Below are 13900 nucleotides of genomic sequence, written 5' to 3'. Positions count from 1 at the left end.
TGTACACAGCGCATTGGGTTATGTATCGCCTTTTGAGTTTGAAGCAATGTACTATGATAAGATTAACCCGTTAGGTCACGTGGCCTAACTTAAATAAAAATGTCTCCGACAAACCCGGTACGGTTCATATTCTTGTTTTTAGTATTAACTGAGAAATTAATGACTATTGGTAAGCCTTGATAACTAATGATTTCAATTTGATTCTTATTGAAATCATAATTTTTGCCCTTTAGCACGTTAGTATTTATATTTGGAAAAATTTGATTTAGGTCAATCTGCGCAGCAATGATGCCTTCGGGCATATTGGAAATATTAAAGTAGAGGATATGATTTTGGTCAATATGATACGGTGAGCCAGTATAAAGAGTTATATTTTTTGCCCAACTTATCTGGTGTAGTGAAACCAAGATTAATGAAATGAATAGAAGAGTAGAAGAAATAATCGACTTCATTATTTTTTAATTCTCAAATGAATAAAAATTATAAAAAGGATGTGTAATTTTTTTAATATGGATGCAAAGGAGGAAAAGGGTGAGCGAACTCACCCTACATATTTCATTTATATTTTATCAGGCACACCAAACAGCTCCTTAAACGCCTGATCAGGACGTGGCTGCTTCATAAAACTCTCACCGACCAAGAAGGCATGAATGTCATGTTCTTGCATCATGGCAACATCTGTGGGTGTGGCAATACCGCTTTCAGTCACAAGTAGGCGAGAAGGCTCAAGTAACTTCTTCAAACGTAATGATGTATTGAGGTCAACTTCAAAGGTTTTTAAATTACGATTATTGACGCCAAGTAGACAGTTGTCAGAAAGACGCATTGCACGCTCAAGTTCTTCTTCGTCATGTACTTCAACCAATACGTCGAGATTGTGCTCAAAAGCAGTTTTCGACATTTCTTCGAGTTGTTGATCTGACAAACAAGCCACGATTAATAAAATACAGTCTGCATGTAAAGCGCGCGCTTCAATCACACCATATGGATCAATCAAAAAATCTTTACGTAGCGCAGGTAAGTCGCAATGCGTGCGAGCAATTTGAATGTTTTCATCTGCACCTTGGAAAAAGTCGACATCAGTTAAAACAGACAAACACGCTGCACCAGCATCTTGATACTGCTGCGCAATTTCAGCAGGTTTAAAGTTTTCACGAATGATGCCTTTCGATGGTGATGCCTTTTTAATTTCAGCAATCACCCCCGGACGTTTAGAGCCGAGGTTTTGTGCAAAACCTCGAACGGGTGTAGCTGCTTGAGCTAGCTCTTCGACATCTTTATAGCTACGTTGTTTAAGACGGGCTGCAAATTCTTCTTTTTTACGGTCAACAATTTTACCTAAAATTGTATTGGCGATATCTACCATGATTTGAGTCCTAATCTTAAGCTTCGTATTCTTTTAAAGTTTTCGTAAATTCAGACAAAATGCCCATTTTCTCTAGTGCTTGACCGCCATAGATAATGTCATGTGCTAATGCAACACCTTGTTTATAGCTATTGGTTAAGCCTGAAACATAGATACCGGCACCTGCATTTAGGGCAATCATATTCGCGGCTTTATCACCGAGTGCAGATTTATTTTTACCTAAAGCATCTTTAATTAATTTTAGACTTTCCGCAGCACTATCTACAGATAGACCTGTTAAGGTTTGCGACTCGATATCTACAGCTTCAGGTTGAATTTCCCATTCAGTGACCTCGCCATCTTTAAGTTCTGCAACATAAGTACTTGATGCAAGGCTAATTTCATCTAAACCGTCTTTTGAATGCACCACCAAGACATGTTCTGCACCGAGTTGTTTTAAAACTTCAGCCATAGGACGACATAATTCTGTAGAGAAAACACCAATCACAAAACGTTTTACGCCGGCCGGATTCGTAAGCGGGCCAAGTAGGTTGAAAATACTACGGAAGCCCAATTCTTTACGTGGACCAGCAGCATATTTCATGGCTTTATGATGATTAGGTGCAAAGAGGAAACCAACGCCCATTTCACGAATACAACGTTCAGTTTGCTGCATGTTCAGGTCAAGGTTAATTCCAGCTTGTTCTAAAAGATCAGAAGAGCCTGATTTTGATGAAACACCACGACCGCCATGTTTAGCAATGGTTGCACCTGCTGCTGCAATGACAAAACTAGACGCAGTAGAAACGTTAAATAAGTTTTGACCATCACCACCTGTACCAACGATATCCACCAAATGTGGCAGATCACTGACATCGATTTTGATCGCAAACTCACGCATTACACGTGCTGCGGCAGTGATTTCATCAATACTTTCACCTTTTTGGCGTAAGCCCATCATGAGTGCGCCAATTTGCGCATCGGTCGCTTCACCTTGCATGATGGTACGCATCACTTCTTCCATTTGAGGTTGAGTGAGTTCAATATTTTTAGTGATGTTATTTAAAGCTTGTTGAATATTCATAATATTTTTTGCACTCGATTAAGCGTAAATTTCTAAGAAGTTTTTAAAGATTTGATGGCCATGTTCACTAAGAATTGATTCAGGGTGAAACTGCACGCCTTCGACAGGCAATGTCTTATGTTTTACGCCCATGATTTCTTCCATCGTGCCATCTTCTTCATTGGTCCAGCAGGTCACTTCTAAACATTCAGGCAAAGTCGCTTGATCAATCACCAAAGAGTGATAACGCGTTGCTGAAAATGGCGAAGGGAGGTTGCTGAAAATGCCTTGATCGCTGTGATACATGTCAGATAAACGACCGTGCATCACTTTTTTAGCGCGAATAATATCGCCGCCAAAAGCTTGTCCTATGGCTTGGTGGCCTAAACACACACCGAGTAAAGGAATTTTTCCCGCAAAGTGTTGAATCGCAGGAATTGAAATACCTGCTTCACTTGGCGAACAAGGGCCAGGACCAATGACTAAATACTTCGGTTGCCATCGATCGATATCTTCCAATGTCACGGCATCGTTACGTACAACTTTTACTTCCTGATTTAACTCGCCAAAATATTGGACGATGTTGTAGGTAAAAGAGTCATAATTGTCGATCATCAAAAGCATGAGCGTATTAACCTTTGAAATTTATGCACTTAACTGTGCTTAGAATAGTCCGAAATGATTCTAAATAGTTGTATATTGACCCAAATATCGTGTGGATATTTTAAATAGAAAAATAGTGAAATATTTAGAATGCAGCCAATCATAGCAAATATTATTCAATTTCTGCTGAACAATTTCGCCAAAGTTCATCGCAACTGAAATCATTTCAGCAAATTATCGACTTATAAATTTAGGATTTAAGTTGAACAAAGCAATAGGCTGAATTTAAGTGTTTAAAATGTGTTCAATTGATATTTTAAAAAGATCTGCTTACTGTCGTTAAAAATTGCAATTCAGGCTCTAGCTGGAAAAATATGAACCGTTTTGAAGCAAAATCACCAAAATGGAGCACAATTAATGCAAAGGTAGATTGATCAAAATTAAAACAAAATGGTTAAATCTACTTCAAAAAAAGAGTGCTTTAAGGGCTCAAAAAACCTAAATATCGATCATGAATATAGTTATCACGCTGGTATTTTTCCATCTAGAACTAGCTAAACCATTAGTTTCTATCGTATTTAAATTCGACCTTAAAGCTTTAATAAAATCCTAATAATTTTATCGTTGAAAGCGATTAATCATTTTGGTGCATACTGGTGCAAAACCAAGTTGCACTATTTTGATACACCTGCGAGAAGTTTTTAAACAAAAGTGATGAAGAGTGGCTGAATATGGTGCATTTACTGTTACACACAGTATAATAGTAGAAAAGCAAGGAGCTAAAATCTTCTATTCTGATAAGGAATTCAGTATTTTAGCTTAGCTTTTAAAAGTTGGTACGGTAATTGCTTAATAACTACCAACTACTAACACGCACTTCAGTGTGCACAAAAAAATCATCGGAGCAAAATGAGCATGGCGAACAAGGTCCTTCAACTCATCCAAGAAAGTGGCGCAAAATGGGTCGATTTTCGCTTTACTGATACTAAGGGTAAAGAACAACACGTAACTTACCCAGCAGATTCAATCGACGAAGATACGTTTGAAGATGGCAAAATGTTTGATGGTTCTTCAATTGCTGGTTGGAAAGGCATTGAAGCATCTGACATGATCTTACGTCCAGATGCAGAAACTGGTTTTATCGACCCGTTCTTTGCAGAAGCTACAGTTGTTGTGACTTGTGACGTTATCGAACCTTCAACTGGTCAAGGTTATGAACGTGACCCACGCTCTATTGCTCGCCGTGCGGAAGAATACCTAAAATCAACTGGTATTGGTGATACTGCTTTCTTTGGTCCAGAACCAGAATTCTTCGTTTTTGACGAAGTAAAATGGGACATCGATATGTCTGGCGCGCGCCACACATTAATCGCTGAAGAAGCTGCTTGGTCTACTGGTAAAGATTACGAAGCGGGTAACTCTGGTCACCGTCCACGTGTGAAAGGTGGTTACTTCCCAGTTCCTCCTGTAGATTCTTCACAAGATATGCGTGCAGATATGTGTGCAAAAATTGAAGATATCATGGGCCCAGGTCGTGTAGAAGTACATCACCACGAAGTTGCATCTTGCCAGCTTGAAATCGGTGTAAGCTTCAACACTATGGTTCGCAAAGCGGACGAAGTTCAACAGTTCAAATATGCTGTTTGGAACGTTGCTCACCAATATGCTAAAACTGCTACGTTTATGCCTAAACCAATGGTTGGTGATAACGGTTCAGGTATGCACGTTCACATGTCGATCTCTAAAGATGGCAAGAACTTGTTTGCTGGTGATGAATACGCTGGTCTTTCAGAAATGGCGTTGTACTTCATTGGTGGTGTGATCAAACACGCTCGTTCATTGAACGCAATCACAAACCCATCAACTAACTCGTACAAACGTTTAGTTCCACATTTCGAAGCACCGATTATGCTTGCTTACTCAGCACGTAACCGTTCAGCTTCTATCCGTATTCCTTACGTTTCTAGCCCTAAAGGCAAACGTATCGAAGCACGTTTCCCAGATCCAATGATGAACCCGTACTTAGGTTTCGCTGCGCTTCTTATGGCTGGTCTTGACGGTATCCAAAACAAGATCCACCCAGGTGAAGCTGCTGACAAGAACTTGTACGACCTTCCTCCTGAAGAAGAAGCTAAAATCCCTACAGTGGCTCATAGCTTAGATATGGCGCTTGAAGCTCTTGCAGCTGACCATGATTACCTTCTTAAAGGTGGCGTGTTCACTAAAGAAATGCTTGATGCCTACATCGAACTTAAAACTGAAGAAGTTCGTCGTCTTAACACGACTACTCACCCAGTTGAATTTGATATGTACTACAGCCTGTAATTCTGTAAAGAATTTAAGCTTAAAAAAACCCGCGTTTATCGCGGGTTTTTTTGTGTCTTACGTTATGATGAATCAATCTGGAAATATATAGAATCGTTATGGCAAAACCACGCAAAAAACATACCGGTTTTTTCCCTTGGATTGATCCAGCGGATCAGGCAAAGGGCTTTAAACTCAACTTCTCAGAAGTGACTTATTTGGAAGTGGGGCGGACCGTTGAAGGTTATAAACAGGCTCAATTTATCGAGCTGAAAAACCCAGAGCTGGCATTGGACTTTGATTACCCTGAAAGTTTTTATATTACGACCGAAGGGCTGGTTTTAGTAAAAACGCCGCAAGGAAAGTTTGAAGCTATTGCCAAGACAGATAACTTTTAATCCAACACTAAAACTTGATCTAAAAATTGACCTGAAACACAGCAGGTCATTTTTTATAGTGCTTTAAGTGATTTGCTAACCGTCATTGCAAACCATGCTGTTTTAAATTGTCACCTTCATAAGGCGCATCTTCGGCGGGGTAGCGCAGCTGTGTAATTCCTTGAGTTTTGGCAATCGACCAAATCACACTTTCACCCGCAGGGATGTTTTGGCTGTGCTGTGCATATAACGGGTCTTGCAGGGCGCGCTCAGCTGAAATAAATGTCCAGCCATGCTGTTGAAAAGCAGTAATGGCATCCTTTAAAAATGCGGCATTAATGGCATTTACATGTAAAAGCAAAACATGCTGCGGTGAACGTTGTAAAGTGAGCTGCGCAAGCTGGTCATAATAATCCGCTCGGTGAAGCAGGTGAGCAATATACGCTTGTTTTAGACGCTCTAATTTGTCAAAGTCTTGCTGTTTGGCATAGTCGAGATATTTCCGGTTATAAAACCAGTCACTGGCATCAATACTCACACCGCCAATGCGGTATTGATGCTGCTCTAACCAGTGATAGACAGCATCACGTTTTTCAGCGTTATTACCTTCTTTTAAAAATGGATAACGATAGATACGTGTGTAATTCGGCAGCGTTTTTAACACTGTATCCGCATGTTCAATGCTGTGCAGATAATCTTTTAATGTAACATTTTCTTTATTCAGATTTTGGTGCAGTGCACTATGATTGCCAATCAGATGGCCAGATTGTCCCCACGCTTGAATCAGTTGTTTACCTTGATAATCGCCAATTTTAATCAGGCTAGGGAAGACAATAGTTTTGATTTGTTGATCATGCAGATGTTTTAAAATTTGGGCATTGATTTGTTCTGCTTGTGCGTTAAACACTGGATTTAATCCATCATCAAAACTGAGCGCAATAGATTTTGCTTGAGCCGTGATATTGGCACAAAGTAAAACGAAAAAAATAAAAACATGTAGCGGGTAAAATGGAAACATTATGCTTGTGTAATTTAGTGGTTATCCACGACATCATACTGTGTAAGTGAGGTTTGTGTTGATTGCAAATGTAATGAAGTACTTAAGCAGTTTTGGTTTTGTTCATTTTACTGAAAACAAGTTATGGGTCATGAAAAACGATGTTGAGTTGGTTACACTAATGATTCGCTATACTCAGCAAATGGTTATAAGGGAAATGAAATATGCAGCGTCAAGCATGCGAAATGCGGGATAAAAGAATGTCTCCTGAATTAAGAACATGGTTGTATGCTTCGGGTTCATTAACCCAACAATTAACAGATTTTGCCCAAGGTGTATTTAAAGTTGAGCCGAGTATTGAGCAATTTCAACGCATGACGCTTCAAGATGCACGGTGGCTACAAATGCCAATACAGCACACAGCTTGGGTACGTGAAAGTTATTTATATGGCTGTGAAGCTGAGCCGTGGGTCAAGGCAAAAAGTATATTTCCAATCCTCAGTATACAAGGCCGTGCGCGGATTTTTCAGCATATTGGTAAAAAACCCATCGGACATTTTTTATTTCAGCGTACCAATCCGAAGTGCGAGCGGCGTGTATTGTGGCTAGACGATGGTTGGACACGTCAGAGCTGTTATACTTGGCATGGTTGTAAATTTATTGTTCAGGAAACTTTTTTAGCGAGTTTTGAACAATATTTGCAGAAATAACATTACCAGATGAAGGACAATCATGGCCGTGGTGCAACAGATTACTTGGCAGCAGCGTTTAGAAGCTTATTACTATTTATGTCGCTTCGATAAGCCAATTGGCACGGAACTGGTTTTTTGGCCAACCATGTGGGCACTGTGGATTGCCAATCAAGGAACACCGCAATTCAGTATTTTGATTCCCATGATTTTGGGCACGATATTTATGCGTGCAGCAGGTTGTGCGATTAATGACTTTGCTGACCGTAAAGTCGATGGTGCTGTGGAAAGAACCAAACATCGTCCTTTAGCCACTGGAGTGATTAGTGCTAAAGAAGCCATATATGTGTTCTTGATCTTGGTGCTTGCTAGCGCATGTATGTTGTTCTTTTTACCGATAGAAACTTTTTATTGGTCCTTTGGTGCATTGTTTTTAGCGTTCATTTATCCCTTTATGAAACGCTACACGCATCTGCCACAAGTATTTTTAGGCGCGGCATTTTCATGGTCGATTCCTATGGCTTATACCGCTGTGGGGCAAACACCTGATTTGACTTGCTGGTTATTGTACTTTGGTAATTTGGCGTGGACCGTTGCATATGACACACAATATGCCATTACTGACCGTGAATATGATTTGAAAATTGGTGTGAAATCAACTGCGATTTTATTTGGTAAATATGATATAGAAATCATTTCTTTATTACAGGCGCTAAGCATTGTACTGATTGGTTCTGCGTTGTATTTAGAAGATCTCTTGATGCCATTTGGTTTAGTTGCAATGTTGGCTGTGGCTGCCGATTTTATTTACCAGTGGACTAAAACCAAAGGCCGTGATCCTCAGTTATGTTTTTGGGCGTTTCGCCATAACCGTTGGGTAGGGCTTATGATTTTTATTGGAATTTTCATGGCACTGACGCTTTAATGTCATTGATCTGAAACTGTTTAAAATGAGCTAAAGCATCCTATTTGGGTGCTTTTTTTATGCATTAATAAAAAGGCATGTAGTTTCATGCTTAAAGAATAATGATTAAAAAGGATATTTTATGAAACGTTCAAAAATAGCATTAGCTCTGACAGTTGCAGTTTCTATGCTGTCTTTAACCGCGTGTAATGACGATGATAATGACTCATCATCTTCGAATCAAAAATCAACATTTGTGTCTGAAGCAAATTATGCTTTAGATACTGTAGACAATACATCGTCCATTAAAGTCATGACGTATAACATGACCAATGTGCAGGGGAAAGCAGCAACAGCAACAGCCTTAGTATTATTTCCAAAAGCTACACAACCTAAAGATGGGTATCGTGTTGTGGTATGGGAGCATGGAACAGTCGGGGCTGGAGATGAATGTGCGCCAAGTAAAAATCTAATTCATCCACGTTTTAAAATTCTAGCTAATACGCTTATGGCGGCAGGTTATGTAATTGTGGCACCAGACTATGAAGGTTTAGGTACGAAGGGGGTGCATCCATACCTCAATTTATCGAGTGCGGCAAATTCGGCACTTACTGCGGTTAAAGCGGCAAAAGAACATTATGGTAAGCAACTCAATGGTCAGTGGATGTCGATCGGTCAATCGCAAGGTGGTCATGCATCCTTAGGGACGGCGGAATTTGCAAATACGGATGCAAACTATAAAGGGGCAGTGGCAGCCGCACCTGCATCGAGTTTGGGGACGATTATTAAGATCTATCTTGATCCTGCTTTAAATCTGGATGACAACGGCGTGAGTAAGGGCGTCAATATCTTAGATGAACAATTGCTTCAAATTCGTTACGCGCTTGCAAATAACATAATCAATGCACAGCAAGCAGATGCGTTAATGGGGCAACTTGCAGATGGCTATGCTGAGCTTTTGGCATATGCTGCATTGACCAGTTCGGGTATTAAAGCCTATGAGCCAAATTATGATTTAAAAAATATCTTTACTGCAGATGCTGGTGTTATTGCAGAAAAAGCCTATGGACGTACAGGGGATGATGGTGCATGTTTAAGTTATGCCGATCCAAATGGCGCAAATGGTTTGCAAGAACAGTTTAAAGTAGCTGTGATTGAATTCTTAAAAGATCCAACGCATATGGTTTCACAGTACGGAATTGATTTGAATAAAATCGATACCGATCCCGTTGTTCAGAAATTTTTAAATGATAATCAGCCAGCGACGAATGCAACTGCTGCCAAAGTAATTAAAGCCCCTGTTTATATTATTCAAGGTGAAGAAGATAAAGCTGTATTACCTCCTGTGACTCAAGCTTTATTTGAAAATATGAAATTGCAAGCGGTGAAATACTTCCCACAGGCAAAATATGAGGATGGATATTTATTGGATATTGTGCCAAAAGCAAGTCATACACAGGCGATTATCTGTAGAAATGCGCAAGCGGTCGAATTTATTCAAGCTAAAATGTCCGCAGGTACAGGTATTGTCTTAACCAATGAGCAAAAAGATGTGAGCCAAAGTCCACATTGTACGGGTATAGTTGCTTCAAGCTAAGTTTTTAAATAATAAAAAAGGAGCATGTCTCCTTTTTTTATTGAATATTGGATTGTTAATCATTCAATCCGTGAAAATGAGGGGGTATAGTTGGTTAGAGTAAAGAATGATATGAAGGCTTGAGCGAATTTTGTTTTTTGCTATATTGGGCGTCGAATTATTTATGTAAATGAAAGAATCGTTATGTCTGAAGTTAAGCCAAAGCCCAATACCAAAAAGATGATCATTTTGATGGCACTTGGGCTATTGATTCCTATATTTTTGGTCAGTATGGCTTTTCTTGCAGTCAATAGTGATGCCAAAAACCAAGAAAAATATAAGCAACAACAAGCTGAAATGATTGAGCGCATTAAAGCTAAAGAAGCCCAAGATGCGGCTTTGGCTGCTGAGGCTGACCAAGCAGTATCAGAAGTGCTGGCTGTTCAAGAGTCAAATGCTCAATAAAATTCAGCTTACATTGTGGATGTGAATGCAATGCGCATTCACTCAATGTTTGATTTTGATTTAAGTATTTAACAACTATTTATTTACATCATGCCTGAGCGTGTGAACTGTTGGAATGTTGGTGTAGCGGATTACACGGTAGCCCGCTTCTTCAAGCATTGCATCACGTTCAGCATCTTCTTGCTCTTTGCCTATGACTAAGGTCATCCAGTTCGATAATCACAAGCACATTATAAGTTTGGTCAAGTATGACAAAATCAGTGACTTTTCGATTAAATCTATTTCTGATTTTATAATTTTGATTGGTGATCAGTGCGCTAAAAGCCACTTGGGCTAAAATGTGGTAGTTCGGAAATGCTTCATTTAAACGATGAAACATCTTACTTTCAAAGGCAGTGATTACACGACGTGGGAAAAACTTTTGTTTGCTTCTAAACAGTCTGGGAAAGACTAAGCAGACAAGGGCAAAAGTTGCCAAGCAACCAATAATAAAAAATATGAACTGACTGAGATCTGGCACGGAATAAACTACATATATGAAAAAAGCCCACGTCATGATGCGTGGGCTTTTTAGAATTTGGCTCTCCAACCTGGGCTCGAACCAGGGACCTGCGGATTAACAGTCCGTCGCTCTACCGACTGAGCTATTGGAGAATCTGCACGCATTCTATGGGGCAAATGCAGTGAGGTCAAGTCGGAATTGCAAAAAATAAGAAAATTTAGGCTGAATGTATTAAATATAAACACCTTTAATATAAAGTGTTTTTAAAACTTAAGCTTTGATAATTGCTTCTAATGTGGAAAGAGAGGTCGGTGAATAGCTTAGGTCATAGAGCAAGTGATTCTTATCTTAAAAATAAAAGTCAGAGCATAAAAAAAGCCCACAACATAATGCGTGGGCTTTTTAGAATTTGGCTCTCCAACCTGGGCTCGAACCAGGGACCTGCGGATTAACAGTCCGTCGCTCTACCGACTGAGCTATTGGAGAATCTGAAACGGATTCTAAAGATGTATGGCAGGGTGGTCAAGCCTGATTTAAATAAAATACAGAAAAATCAAATTAAGTGTTTTAAAAATAGCCGAATCAGGCAAGTGGGTACTTATACACATACTTTGGGGAATGTAAAAACAATAAAGTAGGTGTACTCATATTAATGAATAGGCAATAAAAAACCCACTTCATAATGAGTGGGTTTTTTAGAATCTGGCTCTTCCACCTGGGCTCGAACCAGGGACCTGCGGATTAACAGTCCGTCGCTCTACCGACTGAGCTATGGAAGAATAGATGGCTCTCCAACCTGGGCTCGAACCAGGGACCTGCGGATTAACAGTCCGTCGCTCTACCGACTGAGCTATTGGAGAATCTGATGCGCATTTTAGGGATGAAACTTAAAAGGGTCAAGTAAAAATGACGGATATAGCGCTTAAATGTTTTTTTATTATTCAAAGATGGGTTTGTTGCTTATTTATTGATTCTTTTGAGCTTTTATCGTATTAAAAGTCATCAGAATACTTTGGCGATTATAGTTTGAAGAGTAATGGATGAAATGGTGAGTAAGGTTGCGTTAGAGCGCTATTCTTGTTTTAGACATGCTGAGAGAAGTACGCACTGTCATTTTGTATGATCGCTATTTTGTTACATTGGGCAATAATTAGACGGCCAATTACAGTTTTTAAAATAAATAGAAGATTTTTTAATAATTTTTAGATAAAAAAATCGTCTAAGTACACAAGTGGCTTAGCTTCCTGTATAAGAACTAGGCAAAGTTTCATTGTTTTATGAAATGGTATTGAATATTTACAAAAGTAGTCTAAATTCAGTATTTTTATAAAATTTAAAAATTTATTTTTTAAACAAGGATTTATATGCTTCACCTTAGAAGAAAATTATTCCCTTTAACTCTTTTATCTATTTTATTAGTCGCATGTGGTGGAGGGGGAGGAGAAAGTAGTCCAACGTCATCAGAAACATCTGTACCGAAGCCTATTGAAGAAACTACTGTACTAAGTCCAGATTTGACGCATGGCTATTTTGAAATTGAAAATTCTGGCATTGCTAATCACTCAACCATCAAGTTTTCACCATTTCACACAGATAGTGTGATTGAAGCATCTGCTACAAACAATAATATGTGGGATTTAGAAATTCTTACACCAAGCAATAATTTGTCTGCCCATATTAATAATTTGGCGGGTCTTTATTTTTATCCTAATGACGATAAAGTTGGAGTTTTTAGCTATTCAGAGAATGATAACGGGTATCTGAGAGTTCAATGTCAAAATTCATGCAGCGATACATTTTCTTATAAAATTGAAAAGCAGAGTAATGGTAAAACTTACTTTATTATAGACGCAAATGGTTCTATAGCAGGACGTTTAAATAATATTGGCTTTGCATCTACAGCTAAAATTAAGGGCTCTGTTAAGTTTGAAGTAAATTCTGATTGGCCAGTGTGGAACACCAAACGATTTAATGAATATCATGCGGAATCAGACTTAGTTGTTAATGGTAAACCTGCAACAATAGAAAAATTTTTGGATTGGAAAACTAGTTCTGTTTTAAGTTTTACGACCGATAAAGAATACTATTTTAATTTTAATAATCCTGTGGATCTTGATCACGATAGATTTATCTTAACAGAGGGGAATTATTTCAGTAATGAGCAACCTAAAGATGTGCACATATATAAGGGATACTTCAATCGAGATTTTATATTAAATACAGATTATGAAAATGGTATAACGACCTTTAAATTCATCAATAACTTATTTACTAACCCTATTGAATATATTGCTTCTCCAGACTTAAAAGTATCTGGAGGTTTTGTGAAAAAAGTTCCTTATGGTCAAGTCATTGCAGGAGATGAAGTTTTTAAAATTGATGCAACAGTTGCAGCAGCGGTATATGCAGAAAATGAAAGTAAATATTTTCGCTTTATGAGTCGAGATAATCAATCTGATCTCGAGTTCACAGTGAAATACGATACTATAACTAAAAATGTAAATGTAGCGTATCAAAGACCACAGAAGGGTCAATTAAATGTGAATATTTATCTGAAATGGAACTGTAAATTGACGGATAATCATTGTACTGGTGTAACTGTCAATGATTCAGAGGGAACAATTGAATTTAAAAATGTGCAGTTAGATGATGGTCGTCTAATAAATGGCAAGTTTGGTCATTTAGGCGTAAATGATCTCGTAAGGTGATAATTGCGTAGTTATACTCCAAAAAATATAACTATGTTGGTTCTCCTACAATTAACTTAATACATGGTATTCGAAAACATCTTAATTTTAATAAATTTCAGAGTCTTGTGTGGGTTGTTGAAAGGCTATACCTATGGATTTTGAATTTTTAAAATGTTTATCATGCAACATCGGAAAAATAGTCCATGTTGCATAGCTTATTTTAGTTTCACTGAAACTAAAACAAAAAAGAGAAGTTCTAAGTAAGCGTCCGCTGAACCCCATGCCTATTTTTTAATTCGATTTAGGTTTCCAGCGGTGTGGTAGCAATTCTTCAATCTGAGTCACTTTATGTGTCGGCAACCTTTTCAGCACATCACTTAAATAG

13 protein-coding genes, 4 tRNA genes and 1 pseudogene are annotated in these 13900 nt (G+C 38.5%); 7 read left to right on the top strand and 11 right to left on the bottom strand.

The window, feature by feature from the left end; genetic code table 11:
* Positions 1-89 precede the first annotated feature (89 nt).
* The 4 genes from FTU83_RS15600 to FTU83_RS15585 all read right to left on the bottom strand — a co-directional run bounded on the left by FTU83_RS15600 (position 90) and on the right by FTU83_RS15585 (position 3032).
* Entirely contained in the window at positions 90-452 is a 363-nt protein-coding gene (locus FTU83_RS15600; RefSeq protein WP_180107233.1) for a hypothetical protein, read from the bottom strand.
* A gap of 107 nt (positions 453-559) precedes the next feature.
* Positions 560-1366 (bottom strand): indole-3-glycerol phosphate synthase TrpC, encoded by an 807-nt coding sequence (trpC, locus tag FTU83_RS15595; protein WP_180107231.1) that lies wholly within the window; start codon positions 1364-1366, stop codon positions 560-562.
* Between the two features lie 16 nt (positions 1367-1382).
* Complete coding sequence (gene trpD, locus FTU83_RS15590) at positions 1383-2429, bottom strand: anthranilate phosphoribosyltransferase (RefSeq protein WP_078191968.1); 1047 nt, start codon at positions 2427-2429, stop codon at positions 1383-1385.
* An 18-nt stretch (positions 2430-2447) separates the two neighbouring features.
* A complete protein-coding gene (locus FTU83_RS15585; protein WP_218945838.1) occupies positions 2448-3032 on the bottom strand; it encodes an aminodeoxychorismate/anthranilate synthase component II in 585 nt (194 codons plus the stop codon).
* A gap of 888 nt (positions 3033-3920) precedes the next feature.
* On the opposite strand from FTU83_RS15585, the gene glnA reads away from it, so the two are divergent.
* Together glnA and FTU83_RS15575 are read left to right on the top strand one after the other, a co-directional pair.
* Positions 3921-5336: a type I glutamate--ammonia ligase gene (gene glnA, locus FTU83_RS15580; RefSeq protein WP_171262625.1), complete on the top strand. Its 1416-nt coding sequence runs from the start codon at positions 3921-3923 to the stop codon at positions 5334-5336.
* Between the two features lie 98 nt (positions 5337-5434).
* On the top strand, positions 5435-5713 hold the full coding sequence (locus FTU83_RS15575) for a hypothetical protein (protein ID WP_180107230.1): 279 nt from the start codon (positions 5435-5437) through the stop codon (positions 5711-5713).
* An 82-nt stretch (positions 5714-5795) separates the two neighbouring features.
* Here the strand turns inward: FTU83_RS15575 and FTU83_RS15570 are convergent, their stop codons facing one another.
* On the bottom strand, positions 5796-6710 hold the full coding sequence (locus FTU83_RS15570; RefSeq protein WP_180107228.1) for a polysaccharide deacetylase family protein: 915 nt from the start codon (positions 6708-6710) through the stop codon (positions 5796-5798).
* A gap of 203 nt (positions 6711-6913) precedes the next feature.
* Between FTU83_RS15570 and FTU83_RS15565 the strand changes: the two genes are divergently transcribed.
* The 4 genes from FTU83_RS15565 to FTU83_RS15550 all read left to right on the top strand — a co-directional run bounded on the left by FTU83_RS15565 (position 6914) and on the right by FTU83_RS15550 (position 10323).
* The gene (locus FTU83_RS15565) at positions 6914-7399 is read left to right on the top strand and encodes a chorismate lyase (protein WP_111884531.1); all 486 of its coding nucleotides are present in this window, start codon (positions 6914-6916) and stop codon (positions 7397-7399) included.
* A 22-nt stretch (positions 7400-7421) separates the two neighbouring features.
* Positions 7422-8303 carry a 4-hydroxybenzoate octaprenyltransferase gene (ubiA, locus tag FTU83_RS15560; protein WP_180004818.1) on the top strand — a complete coding sequence of 294 codons (882 nt, stop codon included), beginning with the start codon at positions 7422-7424 and terminating at the stop codon, positions 8301-8303.
* A 121-nt stretch (positions 8304-8424) separates the two neighbouring features.
* The gene (locus FTU83_RS15555; protein WP_180107226.1) at positions 8425-9879 is read left to right on the top strand and encodes a S9 family peptidase; all 1455 of its coding nucleotides are present in this window, start codon (positions 8425-8427) and stop codon (positions 9877-9879) included.
* Between the two features lie 183 nt (positions 9880-10062).
* A complete protein-coding gene (locus FTU83_RS15550; protein WP_180107224.1) occupies positions 10063-10323 on the top strand; it encodes a hypothetical protein in 261 nt (86 codons plus the stop codon).
* A 75-nt stretch (positions 10324-10398) separates the two neighbouring features.
* On the opposite strand, the pseudogene FTU83_RS15545 reads toward FTU83_RS15550, so the two are convergent.
* From FTU83_RS15545 to FTU83_RS15525, 5 genes and pseudogenes are all read right to left on the bottom strand, one after another.
* Positions 10399-10879 (bottom strand): annotated as a pseudogene (locus tag FTU83_RS15545) (DUF2726 domain-containing protein).
* Between the two features lie 22 nt (positions 10880-10901).
* Positions 10902-10977 (bottom strand) — tRNA-Asn (locus FTU83_RS15540).
* Between the two features lie 258 nt (positions 10978-11235).
* Positions 11236-11311: transfer RNA gene (locus FTU83_RS15535), tRNA-Asn, on the bottom strand.
* Positions 11312-11528: 217 nt separating this feature from the next.
* A tRNA-Asn gene (locus FTU83_RS15530) sits at positions 11529-11604 on the bottom strand.
* Positions 11605-11609: 5 nt separating this feature from the next.
* A tRNA-Asn gene (locus FTU83_RS15525) sits at positions 11610-11685 on the bottom strand.
* Positions 11686-12189: 504 nt separating this feature from the next.
* Here FTU83_RS15525 and FTU83_RS15520 point away from each other — a divergent pair.
* The gene (locus tag FTU83_RS15520; protein WP_168379170.1) at positions 12190-13533 is read left to right on the top strand and encodes a hypothetical protein; all 1344 of its coding nucleotides are present in this window, start codon (positions 12190-12192) and stop codon (positions 13531-13533) included.
* Positions 13534-13806: 273 nt separating this feature from the next.
* On the opposite strand, the gene FTU83_RS15515 is transcribed toward FTU83_RS15520, so the two are convergent.
* Positions 13807-13900 (bottom strand): transposase domain-containing protein (locus FTU83_RS15515; protein ID WP_179993438.1); only part of this gene is annotated, 94 nt, incomplete at its 5' end.

This window comes from Acinetobacter sp. YH12152 (genome assembly GCF_013418285.1).
In the GTDB taxonomy this organism is placed as follows: Bacteria; Pseudomonadota; Gammaproteobacteria; order Pseudomonadales; family Moraxellaceae; genus Acinetobacter; species Acinetobacter amyesii.
This window is presented reverse-complemented; position numbering and strand designations above follow the sequence as displayed.

Excerpts from the sequence above, each read along its gene's own strand:
- FTU83_RS15600 (WP_180107233.1), bottom strand. The coding sequence starts at position 452 with ATGAAGTCGATTATTTCTTCTACTCTTCTATTCATTTCATTAATCTTG.
- trpC (WP_180107231.1), bottom strand. The coding sequence starts at position 1,366 with ATGGTAGATATCGCCAATACAATTTTAGGTAAAATTGTTGACCGTAAA.
- trpD (WP_078191968.1), bottom strand. The coding sequence starts at position 2,429 with ATGAATATTCAACAAGCTTTAAATAACATCACTAAAAATATTGAACTC.
- FTU83_RS15585 (WP_218945838.1), bottom strand. The coding sequence starts at position 3,032 with ATGCTTTTGATGATCGACAATTATGACTCTTTTACCTACAACATCGTC.
- glnA (WP_171262625.1), top strand. The coding sequence starts at position 3,921 with ATGAGCATGGCGAACAAGGTCCTTCAACTCATCCAAGAAAGTGGCGCA.
- FTU83_RS15575 (WP_180107230.1), top strand. The coding sequence starts at position 5,435 with ATGGCAAAACCACGCAAAAAACATACCGGTTTTTTCCCTTGGATTGAT.
- FTU83_RS15570 (WP_180107228.1), bottom strand. The coding sequence starts at position 6,710 with ATGTTTCCATTTTACCCGCTACATGTTTTTATTTTTTTCGTTTTACTT.
- FTU83_RS15565 (WP_111884531.1), top strand. The coding sequence starts at position 6,914 with ATGCAGCGTCAAGCATGCGAAATGCGGGATAAAAGAATGTCTCCTGAA.
- ubiA (WP_180004818.1), top strand. The coding sequence starts at position 7,422 with ATGGCCGTGGTGCAACAGATTACTTGGCAGCAGCGTTTAGAAGCTTAT.
- FTU83_RS15555 (WP_180107226.1), top strand. The coding sequence starts at position 8,425 with ATGAAACGTTCAAAAATAGCATTAGCTCTGACAGTTGCAGTTTCTATG.
- FTU83_RS15550 (WP_180107224.1), top strand. The coding sequence starts at position 10,063 with ATGTCTGAAGTTAAGCCAAAGCCCAATACCAAAAAGATGATCATTTTG.
- FTU83_RS15520 (WP_168379170.1), top strand. The coding sequence starts at position 12,190 with ATGCTTCACCTTAGAAGAAAATTATTCCCTTTAACTCTTTTATCTATT.